This window comes from Pseudomonas moraviensis subsp. stanleyae (assembly GCF_036283065.1).
GTDB classification, from domain to species: domain Bacteria; phylum Pseudomonadota; class Gammaproteobacteria; order Pseudomonadales; family Pseudomonadaceae; genus Aquipseudomonas; species Aquipseudomonas stanleyae.
In genome coordinates this window covers 18678-32295 of the sequence record NZ_JAADJI010000004.1, presented here as the reverse complement: position 1 = coordinate 32295, position 13618 = coordinate 18678, and the positions used below count along the sequence as shown (strand labels likewise).

Genomic DNA, 13618 nt, shown 5'->3' with positions numbered 1-13618 from the left:
GCCGCTATGACAACCCCATCCCCGACCGTTTCCATGGCGGACAAAGTTGCCCTGATCGACAGTCTCTGCGCCAAGGCGCGGATTCTGCCGGTGATCACCATCGCTCGCGAACAGGACGTGCTGCCGCTGGCCGACGCCCTCGCTGCCGGTGGCCTGACCGCGCTGGAAGTGACCCTGCGTTCGCAGTTCGGCCTCAAAGCGATCCAGATCCTGCGCGAACAGCGCCCGGAACTGATGACCGGTGCTGGCACCGTGCTCGACCGCAACATGCTCGCGGCGGCGGAAGCGGCCGGTTCGCAATTCATCGTCACCCCGGGCATCACCCGCGACCTGCTCGAAGCCAGCGTGGACAGCCCGATTCCGCTGTTGCCGGGGATCAGCAATGCCTCGGGGATCATGGAAGGCTACGGTCTGGGCTATCGCCGCTTCAAGCTGTTCCCGGCGGAAGTCAGCGGTGGCGTGGCGGCAATCAAGGCCCTCGGCGGTCCGTTTGGCGAAGTGAAATTCTGCCCGACTGGCGGCGTCGGTCCGGCCAATATCAAAAGCTACATGGCGCTGAAAAACGTCATGTGCGTGGGCGGTAGCTGGATGCTTGATCCGGAGTGGATCAAGAACGGCGACTGGGCGCGCATTCAGGAATGCACCGCCGAAGCCCTGGCGCTGCTGGACTGATCTTTACCCCTACACCTCGTTGTGTGCTTTACGGCTTTATGGTGCGCTTGGTCGGCGCACCTTTTTTTTGCGCCGAAGAAAGTAAACATACATGCCGCGATACATAGTTAACGCACGCGGTCCGTTTGCCGGGGTTAACCTGCGTTCATCTTATGGAAGAGAGAACGCCTCATGGACGACCTTCAGTCTCTGACCCTTGCGCCACAATCCCTTTATCAACCGAAGCAACGGCCTCTTGGCCGGCCCGATCGGCCCGCAGCCGGATCCAGGGTGCGCAATATCAGCCAGGGTGTCGAAGGCCTGCCGCTGATCCTGCGTCTGGCGCTGGTCGATGCGATGACCAGCGAGCCGGTCATCGGTGCGCTGGTGCGCATTCAACAGCGAGTTGATGGCGGCACCAGCCTCTCCGGCAGTCAATCCACCGATAGCCATGGCATCGTGCGCTTTACCAGCATCTATCCGGATCGCCCGGCCCCCGGCACTGCTTGCCTGAGCCTCAACGTGTTTATTCCCGGCGATGAAGCAGGAGCGCAAGCTCACCACGAAGCCTGGGCCGGCACCTTGCACCTGCCCGGTCGCTGCGGTTGTGAGGCGATCGCTGAGGACGCCTTGCGGTTGGTGTTGCAGCCGATCGCTGGCGAGAATCTCGAAGACGGTGCCTTCGCCTGCCAGACCCTCGGCATCGACACCTTCGCCGTGTCGTCGCAGCTTGGCCTCGAAGGCTACGAAAAAAACTCCGCTGCGCCGTTCTAGCGCAGCTGGTTCAATGCGTGGACCAACTGCTCCATCTCGCCAGCCGTGGTGGTCAGCCCCGGAGTGATGCGGATACACGGCCCGCACGCGGCGCCGGTGCGCACCACGGTGAACAGGTTGAATTCGCTGAGCAGGCGCTCGGCCATCGCCTGTTGATCGGCTTGGCGGGTGAAACGCAGCGCGGTGATCCCGCAATACAGTTGCGGATCGTCCGGCGTCAGTACTTCGATGCCCGGCAGGTGCCGCACGGCGCTGACCCATAGGTTGCGCAGGTAGTTCAGGCGTGGGCTTTTGGCTGCGGCACCGCCGAGGGAATTGTGCTCTTCGAAGACCAGCGGCAAGGTCATCAGCGCCGGGATGTTAGGCGTGCTGTACGAGGTGCGCGCGCGAATGTCGGTGACCGGATAATGCATCTCGCCCATGTCTGGATCGATGTCGGCCAGACGCTGCGGGGCGATATAAATGAAGCCGAGGGTCAGCGGCGCGCCGATCCATTTGTGCAGGTTGTAGCCGGCGAAAGCGATGCCCAACGCTTGCAGATCGAATTCGATCTGGCCGAGGGCGTGGGCGCCGTCGAGGATGATGTCAACGCCATGCTCCTTCGCCAATGCAGCGATGGCCTGCACCGGCATGACCAGGCCGGTGCGATGGGTGACATGGGTCAGGGCCATCAATTTGAGTTTCGGGTAGCGGAGAAAAGCCTCGCGGTAGGTCTCCAGCAAGCTGTCGAAGCTGGCCGGATGGCGGTGGGCAATCTCGATCACCTCGACGCCACGATGTTTCGCCAGCCAGCGCATGGCGCCCTTGACCGTGTCGTACTCGAGATCGCAGATCAGCACCTGATCGCCCGGTTGCAGGCGATTGTAATTGCGGATCAGCGATTGCAGGCCTTCGGTGGCATTGCGCGTCAGGGCCACGCTTTGCGCGCGTACGCCGATCAATTCGGCCACCTGCGCGCGGATCTCGAGGTTGTCGTGTTGCTCAAAGCGCTGGCGCACGTACACCGAGTTGCTGGTGTTGATCAGCTCGATGTTGCGCTGGTATTCCTCGATCACCGTGCGCGACATGCGCCCGAAGTAACCGTTCTCCAGGTTGACCGGGCCGGGCTGCACATCGTATCGGTCGGCGAAGGTTTGCCAGAAGGCTTCATCACGGGCGCGGCGGGTGTTGTCAGGCATGGTCGACAAGGCTCAAGAGAGGAGGGCGCGTCAGTGGCGCGGGGCGGGTTTGCCGTGTTTGGCGCGTAGCGGTTCGAGCAGGTCGGACAGGCCGTTGTGGTCGATCTCCTGCATCAGCGCAAGCAGGCCACCGAGTTCGCCGTGGGGAAAGCCTTCACGGGCGAACCAGTTCAGATAAGGGCCAGGCAGGTCGGCAATGATTCGGCCCTTGTACTTGCCGAAAGGCATCTCGCGGGTGATCAGCAGTTCGAGTTTTTCCGGATTCATCAGCACGCTTCATCGATTCACATTACAGCAGGGAAAATACAGGCATTCTGCATGCAGGCCAAATGACAGATCATGCAAAAAACCAGCATACAGATGGTTCAATGTTTTATAAGTCCATGAAAAACAAGGTTTTATTCTCGCAAAGCAAACTGGCACGCACACTGCAATATCCCTTGCATCTTCAACCAACCGCAAGGAATTGGAAAATGACTGACGTAAACAAAGAATCCATCTCGGTACTCAATGACCTGATTGAAACCTGCAAGGACGGTCAGGAAGGGTTCAAGACTTGCGCCGAAGACATCAAGCATCCTGAACTGAAATCTCTGTTTGTGACTCGCGCCGCCGATTGCGCCACCGCAGCTGCCGAGCTGCAGGCTCAGGTACGTTCGCTGGGCGGTGATCCGGAAACTTCGACCAGCGTTGCCGGTGACCTGCACCGTCGCTGGGTTGACGTAAAATCCATGTTCACCGGCAAAGACGAAGAAGCTGTGCTGAACGAAGCCGAGCGCGGTGAAGACCATGCGCTGAAGGCTTATCGTGAAGCCCTCGAGAAAATCAACAAGCACAATCTGGTAGGCATCAAGGATCTGGTTGAGCGTCAGTATCACGGCGTACAACGCAACCACGACCAGGTGAAAGCCCTGCGTAACCAGGCTCGTGCCAACTCGTAAGAGTTAGTCGGCTACAAAAAACGCCAGCTAGTCTGGCGTTTTTTTGTGCCCGCAGGAAAAGCCCCTCACCCTAGCCCTCTCCCGGAGGGAGAGGGGACTGACCGAGGTGTTCCTGAAAGTTACGTCGCTGTGAAATATCCAGTCGAACTCAGGATTTGAAAAGCCAGGAAGTCGGCTCCCTTTCCCCCTCGCCCCCGTGGGGGAGAGGGCTGGGGTGAGGGGGAGAAGATCTACCTGACACCCCATCAATCAATCAACCAATACTGATCGCCGGCAAAGTCGGCAACGTCACCGTCTGCTGCTTGCGCGGCGCCAATATCTCCGCCTCGCCATCCACTACCAACTCGTCACGCTGGTTGAACACCCGAGTGGCAATGCGCACACGAAACTTCGGCAGCTTCTCGAGAATTTCCAGACGCACCGTCAGCGTGTCGCCGATCTTTACCGGTTTCTGAAAACTCATCTGCTGACCGATATAAATAGTGCCCGGCCCAGGCAGTTCACAAGCGACCGCGGCGCTGATCAGCGCACCGCTGAACATACCGTGGGCAATGCGTTCCTTGAACATGCTCGCTGCGGCAAACTCGGCGTCCAGGTGCACCGGGTTGTGGTCGCCTGACATCGCGGCGAACAGCTGGATGTCGCGCTCTTCGACAGTCTTGCTGTAGCTGGCGGTCTGGCCGACTTCGAGGGCTTCGTAAGGGATGTTGGTAACCTGGGTCATCGGTTTCGATTCCTGTGACGGATTCAGTGAATCCACAAAAAATTATTCGCTGCGCTGCGGGCGCGGATGGCTCAAGGCCTGATCGATCCAGGCGAGCACATCGGCGGTCACTTCGTCGCGATTGCTTTCATTGAACAATTCGTGCCGGGCCTGCGGGTAGATCTTCAGTTGCAGGTGCTGGCTGCCGGCCCTGCGCAAGGCGTTGGCCAGATCAGTCAGACGCTTGCCCTCGCTCACCGGATCACATTCGCCGCCAATCACCAGCAGCGGCAGGCCCGGATCGATCTGCGCGAGATTGGACGCTTTGCTGATTTGCTGCAAGCCGCCGAGCAGGTCGATCCAGAACTGATTGGTACAGCGAAAGCCACACAACGGGTCGGCGGCGTACTTGTCGACCTCGGCCGGATCGCGGCTCAGCCAGTCGAAGCGGGTGCGCAGCGGTTTGAATTTATTGTTGAACGAGCCGAACGACAGCCACTCGATCAACGCGCTGCGGCCCTTGCCGCCCTGCCGCAGTTTTTCCAGCCGGGCAATCTGCCGGGCGACGCGATACAGGGCCACTGGCTGGAAATTCGATCCGCTGAGAATCGCCCCATGCAGACTTGCGCTGTGGTGCAGCAGATAGGCTTGGGCCAGGTAACTGCCCATGCTGTGGCCGAGCAGAATGATCGGCACGCCGGGATGCTGCTGGCCGATGTGCTGGTTGAGGCTGGCCAGATCGCCTACGACCTTGCACCAGCCATCGTCATCGGCAAAGTGGCCGAGGGTGCCGTTGTCGGCGGTGCGGCCATGGCCGCGCAGATCGGGTGCGTAGACGCCATAGTCTTTGTCGCAAAACGTGTCGGCGAGACGGGCGTAGCGAGCGCTGTGTTCGGCCATGCCATGGACGACGAGAATCACCGCTTTCAAAGGCGTGGCCGGCAGCCAGCGGTTGACGTACAGGCGGCTGCGGTCACTTGCGTCCAGCCAGAAGGTGTCGTGGGTCATGGCGATTCCTTTGCTCAGCATCGCCACAGTGTATAGCGCGTCTGATCAGCCCACGCCACGGCAGGAAGATTCACGCGATCAATGACGGCTTGCGTCATATTTGCCTCACTGGCCATAGCTGCTAGTGTCCGTGAAGCTCCGCTTTGTGCTTTTCGCCTTCCATGGACGAAGCAGAAACGACAGAAAGCGGCTCCCGGATCGGCTCAGGTAAAGAGGACAAGAACAATGCAACCTGATTTCTGGAATGACAAACGCCCGGCCGGCGTACCGCTGGACATCGACATGGGCGAGTTCAAGTCGGTCATCGAAGTGTTTGAGCGTTCCTGCAAGAAATTCGCTGACCGCCCGGCGTTCAGCAGCATGGGCATCACCCTGACCTACGCCGAACTCGAGCGCCAGAGCGCGGCGTTTGCCGGTTACCTGCAGGCTCATACTGATCTGGTGCCGGGTGATCGCATTGCGGTGCAGATGCCCAACGTCCTGCATTATCCGATTGCCGTGTTCGGCGCACTGCGCGCCGGGCTGATCGTGGTCAACACCAATCCCTTGTACACGCCACGGGAGATGCGCCACCAGTTCAAGGATTCCGGCGCGCGGGCGCTGGTCTACCTGAACCTGTTCGGGCAGAAAGTCCAGGAAGTGCTGCCTGACACCGACATCCAATACCTGATCGAAGCGAAGATGGGCGACCTGATGCCCGCCGCCAAGGGCTGGCTGGTCAACACCGTGGTCAGCAAGGTGAAAAAACTGGTTCCCGAATATTCGCTGCCACAGGCCATCTCGTTCAAAAGCGCGCTGCGCATGGGCCGCGGCCTGGGGATCAAGCCGCTTAACGTCGGCCTCGATGACATCGCCGTGCTGCAATACACCGGCGGTACCACCGGCCTGGCGAAAGGCGCGATGCTCACCCACGGCAATCTGGTGGCGAACATGCAGCAAGTGCGCGCCTGTCTGGCACAGCTCGGCCCGGACGGTCAGCCGCTGTTGCGTGAAGGCCAGGAAGTGATGATCGCGCCGCTGCCGCTGTACCACATCTATGCCTTCACCGCGAATTGCATGTGCATGATGGTGTCGGGCAACCACAACGTGCTGATTTCCAATCCGCGCGACATCGCCGGCTTCATCAAGGAACTGAAGAACTGGCGTTTCTCGGCGCTGCTGGGCTTGAACACCTTGTTCGTTGCGCTGATGGATCATCCCGATTTCAAGACCCTGGATTTCTCCAGCCTGAAGCTGACCAACTCCGGCGGCACCGCGCTGGTCAAGGCCACCGCCGAGCGCTGGGAGCAGATGACCGGTTGCCGTATCACCGAAGGCTACGGCCTGACCGAAACTTCGCCCGTGGCCTGCACCAACCCTTACGGCGACCAATCGCGCTTGGGCACTGTCGGCCTGCCGGTGCCGGGCACGCTGGTGAAAATCATCAACGATGACGGCGTCGAGCAACCGCCGGGCGAGCGTGGCGAGCTGTGCATCAAAGGCCCGCAGATCATGAAGGGCTACTGGAACAAACCCGAGGCCACTGCCGAAGTGCTCGATGCCGAGGGCTGGTTCAAGTCCGGCGATATTGCGGTGATCGACCCCGACGGTTTTGTGCGCATCGTCGATCGCAAGAAGGACATGATCATCGTCTCCGGTTTCAACGTTTATCCCAACGAAATCGAAGACGTGGTCATGGCGCACCCGAAAGTCGCCAACTGCGCGGTGATCGGTGTGCCGGACGAGCGTTCGGGTGAGGCGGTGAAGCTGTTTGTGGTGGCGCGGGAAAGCGGGGTCAGCCTGGAAGAGCTGAAGGCCTACTGCAAAGAGAATTTCACGGCCTACAAGGTGCCGAAACACATCGTGCTGCGTGAGTCGTTGCCGATGACGCCTGTAGGGAAAATTCTGCGGCGCGAGTTGCGCGATATTGCCCAGGCCTGAACCGCAGCGCTTGTGACATTCGCGAGCAGGCTCGCTCCCACAGGTATCGATGTTTACTGTGGGAGCGAGCCTGCTCGCGAATCTTTTGTGCCCGCTGAATTCGGGGGTTTTAGGGAGTTATAGGATTTTTGCTCTAAAATGACCGCTGGCAAGTCTTGAGTCATCAATATGACTGTAGGGCCCACGTTTGGCTCTGGTCGACCCTTGGCAAAGCTGCTACTCTCGGCGCGCTTTGTGACTTCTCGGCCTGTAAAACGCCGGATTCACCAATACAAAACACACACCAATAATAATCGCATCAAATGCGGTGAAGAATTCGCGTTGCTGAGGAGTGGGCTTCCATGATCGAAGACTTTTGGAAGGATAAGTACCCGGCTGGAATCGCAGCCGAGATCAATCCAGACGAGTATCCGAACATTCAGGCAGTGTTGAAGCAATCCTGCCAACGCTTCGCCAACAAACCGGCTTTCAGCAACCTGGGCAAGACAATCACCTATGGTGAGCTGTACGAGCTGTCCGGTGCCTTTGCCGCGTATCTGCAACAGCATACCGACTTGCAGCCCGGTGATCGAATCGCCGTGCAACTGCCCAACGTCTTGCAGTACCCGGTCGCGGTCTTCGGTGCCATTCGCGCCGGGCTGATCGTGGTCAATACCAACCCGCTGTACACCGCGCGGGAAATGGAACACCAATTCAACGACTCCGGTGCCAAAGCACTGGTGTGCCTGGCGAACATGGCGCACCTGGCCGAAGCCGTAGTGCCGAAGACCGGCGTCAAGCACATCATCGTCACCGAAGTCGCCGACCTGCTGCCGCCGATCAAGCGCCTGCTGATCAACAGCGTCATCAAGTACGTGAAGAAAATGGTCCCGGCCTATCACCTGCCCAAAGCCATCAAGTTCAACGACGTGCTGAGCAAGGGCCACGGCCAGCCAGTGGCCGAAGCGAACCCGGACAGCGGCGATGTCGCGGTGCTGCAATACACCGGCGGCACCACCGGTGTGGCCAAGGGCGCGATGCTCACCCACCGCAACCTGGTCGCCAACATGCTGCAATGCAAGGCGCTGATGGGCTCCAACCTCAACGAAGGCTGCGAGATCCTGATCACGCCGCTGCCGCTGTATCACATCTATGCGTTCACCTTTCACTGCATGGCGATGATGCTGATCGGCAACCACAACATCCTGATCAGCAACCCGCGCGACCTGCCGGCGATGGTCAAGGAGCTGTCGAAGTGGAAGTTCAGCGGTTTCGTCGGGCTGAACACGCTGTTCGTGGCGCTGTGCAACAACGAAGGTTTCCGCAAGCTGGATTTCTCCGCGCTGAAAGTCACCCTGTCCGGCGGCATGGCCCTGCAATTGGCCGCAGCCGAGCGCTGGAAAGCCGTGACCGGTTGCGCCATCTGCGAAGGCTACGGCATGACCGAAACCAGCCCGGTGGCCACGGTCAACCCGATCCAGCACATCCAGATCGGCACGATCGGCATTCCGGTGCCGTCGACCCTGTGCAAAGTCATCGACGATGCCGGTGTCGAGCAGCCGCTGGGCGAAATCGGTGAACTGTGCGTCAAGGGCCCGCAAGTCATGAAGGGCTACTGGCAGCGTCAGGAAGCCACCGATGAAATGCTCGACAGCGACGGCTGGCTGAAAACCGGTGACATCGCGCTGATCCAGCCGGACGGCTACATGCGCATTGTCGATCGCAAGAAAGACATGATTCTGGTGTCTGGTTTCAACGTCTATCCGAACGAACTGGAAGACGTGCTGGCGACTTTGCCGGGCGTGTTGCAGTGTGCGGCGATTGGCGTACCGGACGAGAAATCGGGCGAGGCGATCAAAATTTTCATCGTCGCCAAACCGGGTGTGACCCTGACCAAAGAACAGGTCATGGACCACATGCGCGCCAACGTCACCGGCTACAAGGTGCCGCGCTCGGTGGAATTCCGCGACGCGCTGCCGACCACCAACGTCGGCAAGATCCTGCGCCGCGAATTGCGGGATGAAGAGCTGAAGAAGCTCAAGGCCAAGTCTGCCGCGTAAATAAAAAGCCCCGCAGATGCGGGGCTTTTTGTTGGTGCGTGACTTTAGACTTGTATCAACTGTGAAGCCGCCTTCGCGAGCAGGCTCGCTCCCACATTTGACCGTGTTGCAACTGGCGAACGCGGTTGAGTGTGGGAGCGAGCCTGCTCGCGAAGCTGTTACTGACGAAACGGCGCGAAATTCACATTGGTCCCCGCCGGGCGCATGTCCTGCAGATACGAATCCTTGTCCGCACTCAATTCCAGGCTCAGCGCCGCCTTGCGCTTGCCTTCGTTGCGAATCACCAGGCCTTCGAGCTTTTCGCGCAGGAACACCGTCGGCACTTTCAGGTGCAGCAACTCGTCGGTGGCCGGGGTGTGCAGCAGCAAGTGAATCCACTCGTACTGACCGATGGCCAGGCGCGATACCGGCAAGTCAAACCACCAGATGTTGCGGTTGCGGTTCAGTTCGGCGAAGTGGCAGTTGTTGGTGCCGAGCACGGCGCCGCCCAGTTGCTGGTTGCGACGGGCGATGGCCTGGGTTTTATTGAGCTTCATGACATTCCTGCGAATCGGTGTGCGGGGCGCAACGCCCATAGGCTGAGCATTCTCGGGGCAACGCCGGCAAACATAAAGCGCAACCTGCGGATCGCGACGAAATGCCGGCAAAATAAATGAAACTCGGCGCCAAGCGCACCGGTCAATCGTTACGTAATGACTTTTCTTCCCTACATGCATCACGGAGAAACACCATGAGCAGCACAGGCGATAAAGTAAAAGGCATGGCCAACGAAGCCGTCGGCAACGTCAAACAAGGCGTCGGCAAAGCTACTGACAACGACAAGCTGCGTGCTGAAGGCAAAGTCCAAGAGAAAAAAGGCGAAGCCCAGCAAGCGGTCGGCAACGCCAAGGACGCTGTGAAAAAGGGCGTCGACAAGGCGTAAGCAAGCCTTGAACGAATCACACGAGCGGCCATCCAAGGATGGCCGTTTTTGTATCAGAACCCTGCGGTCATCCGCCAAAGGATCGCCAAACAGGCTACCTTGAGGTAAACAACGGCCCCTGAGTCGCCACGACTTCAACCTTTTGCGGCGCAAGGAGACGCGAATGATATTTCCGGACATGAAAGGTCTGCCCCTGCACCGGGTGATGGTGCGCACGGTCACTGAATTCGTCGATGACGAAATGTCGACCTACGCCTCGGCACTGGCCTACCAGATGCTGTTCTCGCTGTTTCCGTTCATTCTTTTCCTGATCGCGCTGATCGGTTTCCTGCACCTGCCGGACTTCTTCTCCTGGCTGCGCCTGCAATCCGAACTGGTCCTGCCGCCGCAGGCGCTGGAGCAGGTCAACCCGGTGATCGACCAGTTGCAGCAATCCAAGGGTGGCCTGCTTTCAATCGGTATTGTTATTGCCCTGTACACCGCGTCCGCCGGCGTGCGCCTGATGATGAGCGCAATGAACGCCGCTTACGACGTGGTCGAAGGCCGGCCGGTCTGGAAGCGCTTTCCCCTGTCGATCGTCTACACCGTCGGCATCGCCGGCATGCTGCTGATCGCCGCCGCGCTGATGGTGCTCGGGCCGCAAGTGATGGGCTGGATCGCCGCACAGGTGGGGCTGGAAGACTTCATCGTCACGGTGTGGACCATCGCACGCTGGCCGGTGATCGTGATCCTGATGATGGTCGCGGTGGCGCTGATCTACTACGTGATGCCTGACGTCAAGCAGGACTTCCGCTTCATCACCCCAGGATCTGTGCTGGCGGTGGTGGTGTGGATTCTCGCTTCACTGGGCTTTGCCTTCTACGTGAAAACCTTCGCCAACTACAACGCGATGTATGGCAGCATCGGGGCGATCATCGTGCTCTTGCTGTATTTCTATATTTCTGCGGCGGTGCTGTTGCTCGGCGCGGAAATGAATGCGGTGATCGAGCACATGTCCGCCGAAGGCAAGGACAAGGGCGAGAAAGCCCCTGGCGAGCCCGACGAATCCACCAAACAACACGTCTCGGGCCTGGGCCGCGATCATTCGCTCAAGCCGGACACTGATGAAGCGCGACCATGATTCGTGAAATTCTGAAAATGGGCGATGAGCGCCTGCTGCGCATCGCCCCGCCGGTACCGCCGGAGATGTTCAACAGCGCCGAGCTGTGGCAACTGATCGACGACATGTTCCAGACCATGGAAAGCGTCGGCGGCGTCGGCCTCGCGGCGCCGCAGATCGGCGTCGACCTGCAACTGGTGATCTTCGGCTTCGAGCACAGCGAGCGTTACCCGGACGCCGAAGCGGTGCCGCAGACGATCCTGATCAATCCGCTGATCACGCCGTTGAATCCGCTGATGGAAGAGGGCTTTGAAGGCTGCCTGTCGGTGCCGGGCCTGCGCGGCGCAGTGGATCGCTATCAGCAGATTCGCTACGAGGGCTTTGATCCGAAGGGTGAGCCGATCGTGCGTGTGGCCTCGGGGTTTCATGCACGCGTGGTGCAGCATGAATGCGATCACCTGATCGGCCGGCTGTATCCGTCGCGAATTAGCGACTTCAGCAAGTTCGGCTTTACCGAAGTGCTATTCCCGGATCTTGATCCCAACGCTGATGACTGATTGTCAGAACACCATCAACCCCTGTGGGAGCGAGCCTGCTCGCGAACGCGGAATATCAGAACCAGATTCGGCGCTTACCCACCGCATTCGCGAGCAGGCTCGCTCCCACAGGGTTTCAGCGTAAATCTGCGGGATTGAGCCCCATCGCAATCATCGGCTTGCTCCGCGCGTACCGGCTCAACCGCTCGGCCATCGCTTGCGGCAGCGGCGGGTCGAAGCTGAATCCGCGCCGCTCATAAAACCCGCGCAGATCCGGATGACAGAACAGCCACACCGGCTCGTTCACCTGAGCTACCGCCGTCGCAATCAACTGCGCAGCAACACCCTGCTCACGACATTGCGGATCAACAAACAACCCGGTCAGCCAATGCCCGCCCGATACCCGCCGCAGGCACAGCGCCGCTACAATCTCGCTGCGCCTTGCGACCCACAACTGCGCCTCGCGCACGGCTTTCATCGACGATTGGTGGCTGCGGTAGAACTTGTTCATCAGCGGCCACAACGATTCGTCGAGCTGGCTGTAGTGGATGTCGGACATGGGTTCGGCTGTCGCTGCGAAAAGCGCTGATTATAAAAGAACGCGCGCTTGCGGATAGGTGTATACCTGAACTCACACCCCTGTGAGTGGAGTATCGATCATGTCCAAAGGTATGGATTCAAAGAAAGCCGCGAAGAAGAAGCCGGCCAAGACCGCGATTGAAAAACGCGCGGAAAAGAAAGCCAAGAAAGTCGACATCTTCGGCCATTGAGCAAACCATTCGGAAGCCCGTTTCTCGGGCTTCCACGCCATCTGAAAAAATAATCTGCAAGATTCAAAGCCGTCGTTGCACAGAAGGGGACGATTCCCGTTCCGAGCAACGCCATGGCTTTTTACTTTGATGCCGAGCATCGCCAGCAAATCGAGACCCTGCGCCAGCGCTTTACCGCCCGCAGCGAATGGCCGACCTGGCTGTTGCTGATCGGTGTGTACGCCGGCTGGTTCGCCATTGTGCTTGACAGCGCCTGGCTGGGACGCGGCTTGAGCACGTTGCTGCTGATCCCGCTGCTGGTGTTGTGGCTGTCGCTGCAGCATGAGCTGCTCCACGGTCATCCGACTCGCTGGACTCTGGTCAATAAAATCCTCGGCTACGCGCCGTTTGCCGTGTGGTATCCGTACACCCTGTACCGCGACAGTCATCTGCGTCATCACCGCGATGAAGACTTGACGGTGCCCGGTGTCGATCCGGAAAGTCGCTATCTGAAGTCGGCGAACTGGCAGGGCAGCTCGATGTTCGAGCGCAGCCTGCACTGGCTGAACAAGACACTGCTCGGCCGCTTTGTGATTGGCGCGCCGCTGGCGTTGATCGGGTTGGCGCGTGAGGAGCTGCAGCGCTTGAGAAACCTCGATCCGCAGGCCTGGCTGATGTGGCTGAACCACGGTTTCGTCACCCTGCTGATGCTTTGGTTCATCGCCAGTCACAGCGTCCTGCCGGTCTGGCATTACCTGCTGTTGATCAGCGTACCGGCGCTGTCGATTGCCATGATCCGTTCGTTTCACGAGCATCGACCGCATGCACAGGCCGAGCAACGTACCGTGCTCAACGAAGCAGGCTGGCCATGGCGCTGGCTGTTTCTCAACCTGAATTTTCATCTGGTGCATCACGACTTGCCGGGGCTGGCGTGGTACGACTTGCCGAGGGTCTACCGGATGCACCGTGAGCGCTGGATTGCTCGCAGTGGCGGATTTGTCGTGCGCGGATATGGGCAATTGTGGCGGCGCAATGGCTTCAAACCGATTGATAGCCCGGAACATCCGTTTCACTAATTGTCAGGCCACCGCAAACCCC

General features: G+C 59.4%; 15 protein-coding genes. 9 read left to right on the top strand and 6 right to left on the bottom strand.

From position 1 onward, the window contains the following. The first annotated feature begins 6 nt into the window (after nucleotides 1-6). Both GXB78_RS07645 and GXB78_RS07640 read left to right on the top strand, forming a co-directional pair. Entirely contained in the window at nucleotides 7-672 is a 666-nt protein-coding gene (locus GXB78_RS07645; RefSeq protein ID WP_016773539.1) for a bifunctional 4-hydroxy-2-oxoglutarate aldolase/2-dehydro-3-deoxy-phosphogluconate aldolase, read from the top strand. A gap of 270 nt (nucleotides 673-942) precedes the next feature. Continuing rightward, a complete protein-coding gene (locus GXB78_RS07640; RefSeq protein ID WP_329514972.1) occupies nucleotides 943-1425 on the top strand; it encodes a peptidase associated/transthyretin-like domain-containing protein in 483 nt (160 codons plus the stop codon). Here the strand turns inward: GXB78_RS07640 and GXB78_RS07635 are convergent. Next, complete coding sequence (locus GXB78_RS07635; RefSeq protein WP_329514971.1) at nucleotides 1422-2603, bottom strand: aminotransferase class V-fold PLP-dependent enzyme; 1182 nt, start codon at nucleotides 2601-2603, stop codon at nucleotides 1422-1424. The two genes, GXB78_RS07640 and GXB78_RS07635, sit on opposite strands and share 4 nt — an antisense overlap. 30 nt (nucleotides 2604-2633) lie before the next feature. Beyond that, the gene (locus GXB78_RS07630; protein ID WP_003227425.1) at nucleotides 2634-2870 is read right to left on the bottom strand and encodes a DUF3820 family protein; all 237 of its coding nucleotides are present in this window, start codon (nucleotides 2868-2870) and stop codon (nucleotides 2634-2636) included. Nucleotides 2871-3076: 206 nt separating this feature from the next. Between GXB78_RS07630 and GXB78_RS07625 the strand changes: the two genes are divergently transcribed. Beyond that, a complete protein-coding gene (locus GXB78_RS07625; RefSeq protein ID WP_329514970.1) occupies nucleotides 3077-3544 on the top strand; it encodes a ferritin-like domain-containing protein in 468 nt (155 codons plus the stop codon). A gap of 253 nt (nucleotides 3545-3797) precedes the next feature. Here GXB78_RS07625 and GXB78_RS07620 read toward each other — a convergent pair whose 3' ends face one another. Together GXB78_RS07620 and GXB78_RS07615 are read right to left on the bottom strand one after the other, a co-directional pair. Further along, nucleotides 3798-4268, bottom strand: coding sequence for a MaoC family dehydratase (locus tag GXB78_RS07620; RefSeq protein ID WP_003227420.1), 471 nt, complete (start codon nucleotides 4266-4268; stop codon nucleotides 3798-3800). Nucleotides 4269-4310: 42 nt separating this feature from the next. Next, the gene (locus GXB78_RS07615; RefSeq protein WP_329514969.1) at nucleotides 4311-5255 is read right to left on the bottom strand and encodes an alpha/beta hydrolase; all 945 of its coding nucleotides are present in this window, start codon (nucleotides 5253-5255) and stop codon (nucleotides 4311-4313) included. Nucleotides 5256-5480: 225 nt separating this feature from the next. On the opposite strand from GXB78_RS07615, the gene fadD2 reads away from it, so the two are divergent. Beyond that, nucleotides 5481-7175, top strand: a complete 1695-nt coding sequence (gene fadD2, locus GXB78_RS07610) for a long-chain-fatty-acid--CoA ligase FadD2 (protein WP_329514968.1) — start codon at nucleotides 5481-5483, stop codon at nucleotides 7173-7175. A gap of 341 nt (nucleotides 7176-7516) precedes the next feature. Continuing rightward, complete coding sequence (gene fadD1 / locus GXB78_RS07605) at nucleotides 7517-9214, top strand: long-chain-fatty-acid--CoA ligase FadD1 (RefSeq protein ID WP_123418887.1); 1698 nt, start codon at nucleotides 7517-7519, stop codon at nucleotides 9212-9214. Between the two features lie 158 nt (nucleotides 9215-9372). Here fadD1 and GXB78_RS07600 read toward each other — a convergent pair whose 3' ends face one another. Then, entirely contained in the window at nucleotides 9373-9750 is a 378-nt protein-coding gene (locus tag GXB78_RS07600; RefSeq protein ID WP_042607251.1) for a hypothetical protein, read from the bottom strand. A 194-nt stretch (nucleotides 9751-9944) separates the two neighbouring features. Between GXB78_RS07600 and GXB78_RS07595 the strand changes: the two genes are divergently transcribed. From GXB78_RS07595 to def, 3 genes are all read left to right on the top strand, one after another. After that, a complete protein-coding gene (locus GXB78_RS07595) occupies nucleotides 9945-10136 on the top strand; it encodes a CsbD family protein (RefSeq protein WP_042607250.1) in 192 nt (63 codons plus the stop codon). A 163-nt stretch (nucleotides 10137-10299) separates the two neighbouring features. Next, nucleotides 10300-11256 (top strand): YihY/virulence factor BrkB family protein, encoded by a 957-nt coding sequence (locus GXB78_RS07590; protein ID WP_137213982.1) that lies wholly within the window; start codon nucleotides 10300-10302, stop codon nucleotides 11254-11256. Continuing rightward, the gene (gene def, locus GXB78_RS07585; RefSeq protein WP_329514967.1) at nucleotides 11253-11792 is read left to right on the top strand and encodes a peptide deformylase; all 540 of its coding nucleotides are present in this window, start codon (nucleotides 11253-11255) and stop codon (nucleotides 11790-11792) included. The genes GXB78_RS07590 and def overlap by 4 nt, the downstream gene beginning before the upstream one ends. Before the next feature lie 115 nt (nucleotides 11793-11907). Here the strand turns inward: def and GXB78_RS07580 are convergent, their stop codons facing one another. Continuing rightward, entirely contained in the window at nucleotides 11908-12330 is a 423-nt protein-coding gene (locus GXB78_RS07580; RefSeq protein WP_329514966.1) for a GNAT family N-acetyltransferase, read from the bottom strand. A 324-nt stretch (nucleotides 12331-12654) separates the two neighbouring features. On the opposite strand from GXB78_RS07580, the gene GXB78_RS07575 reads away from it, so the two are divergent. Beyond that, entirely contained in the window at nucleotides 12655-13596 is a 942-nt protein-coding gene (locus GXB78_RS07575) for a fatty acid desaturase (protein ID WP_329514965.1), read from the top strand. Nucleotides 13597-13618: the final 22 nt, after the last annotated feature.

What these genes read in the sequence shown, in the direction of transcription:
- GXB78_RS07600 (WP_042607251.1), bottom strand. Translation starts at nt 9,750, where the DNA reads ATGAAGCTCAATAAAACCCAGGCCATCGCCCGTCGCAACCAGCAACTG.
- GXB78_RS07645 (WP_016773539.1), top strand. Translation starts at nt 7, where the DNA reads ATGACAACCCCATCCCCGACCGTTTCCATGGCGGACAAAGTTGCCCTG.
- fadD2 (WP_329514968.1), top strand. Translation starts at nt 5,481, where the DNA reads ATGCAACCTGATTTCTGGAATGACAAACGCCCGGCCGGCGTACCGCTG.
- GXB78_RS07580 (WP_329514966.1), bottom strand. Translation starts at nt 12,330, where the DNA reads ATGTCCGACATCCACTACAGCCAGCTCGACGAATCGTTGTGGCCGCTG.
- GXB78_RS07595 (WP_042607250.1), top strand. Translation starts at nt 9,945, where the DNA reads ATGAGCAGCACAGGCGATAAAGTAAAAGGCATGGCCAACGAAGCCGTC.
- GXB78_RS07630 (WP_003227425.1), bottom strand. Translation starts at nt 2,870, where the DNA reads ATGAATCCGGAAAAACTCGAACTGCTGATCACCCGCGAGATGCCTTTC.
- GXB78_RS07625 (WP_329514970.1), top strand. Translation starts at nt 3,077, where the DNA reads ATGACTGACGTAAACAAAGAATCCATCTCGGTACTCAATGACCTGATT.
- GXB78_RS07620 (WP_003227420.1), bottom strand. Translation starts at nt 4,268, where the DNA reads ATGACCCAGGTTACCAACATCCCTTACGAAGCCCTCGAAGTCGGCCAG.
- fadD1 (WP_123418887.1), top strand. Translation starts at nt 7,517, where the DNA reads ATGATCGAAGACTTTTGGAAGGATAAGTACCCGGCTGGAATCGCAGCC.
- GXB78_RS07615 (WP_329514969.1), bottom strand. Translation starts at nt 5,255, where the DNA reads ATGACCCACGACACCTTCTGGCTGGACGCAAGTGACCGCAGCCGCCTG.
- GXB78_RS07635 (WP_329514971.1), bottom strand. Translation starts at nt 2,603, where the DNA reads ATGCCTGACAACACCCGCCGCGCCCGTGATGAAGCCTTCTGGCAAACC.
- def (WP_329514967.1), top strand. Translation starts at nt 11,253, where the DNA reads ATGATTCGTGAAATTCTGAAAATGGGCGATGAGCGCCTGCTGCGCATC.
- GXB78_RS07575 (WP_329514965.1), top strand. Translation starts at nt 12,655, where the DNA reads ATGGCTTTTTACTTTGATGCCGAGCATCGCCAGCAAATCGAGACCCTG.
- GXB78_RS07590 (WP_137213982.1), top strand. Translation starts at nt 10,300, where the DNA reads ATGATATTTCCGGACATGAAAGGTCTGCCCCTGCACCGGGTGATGGTG.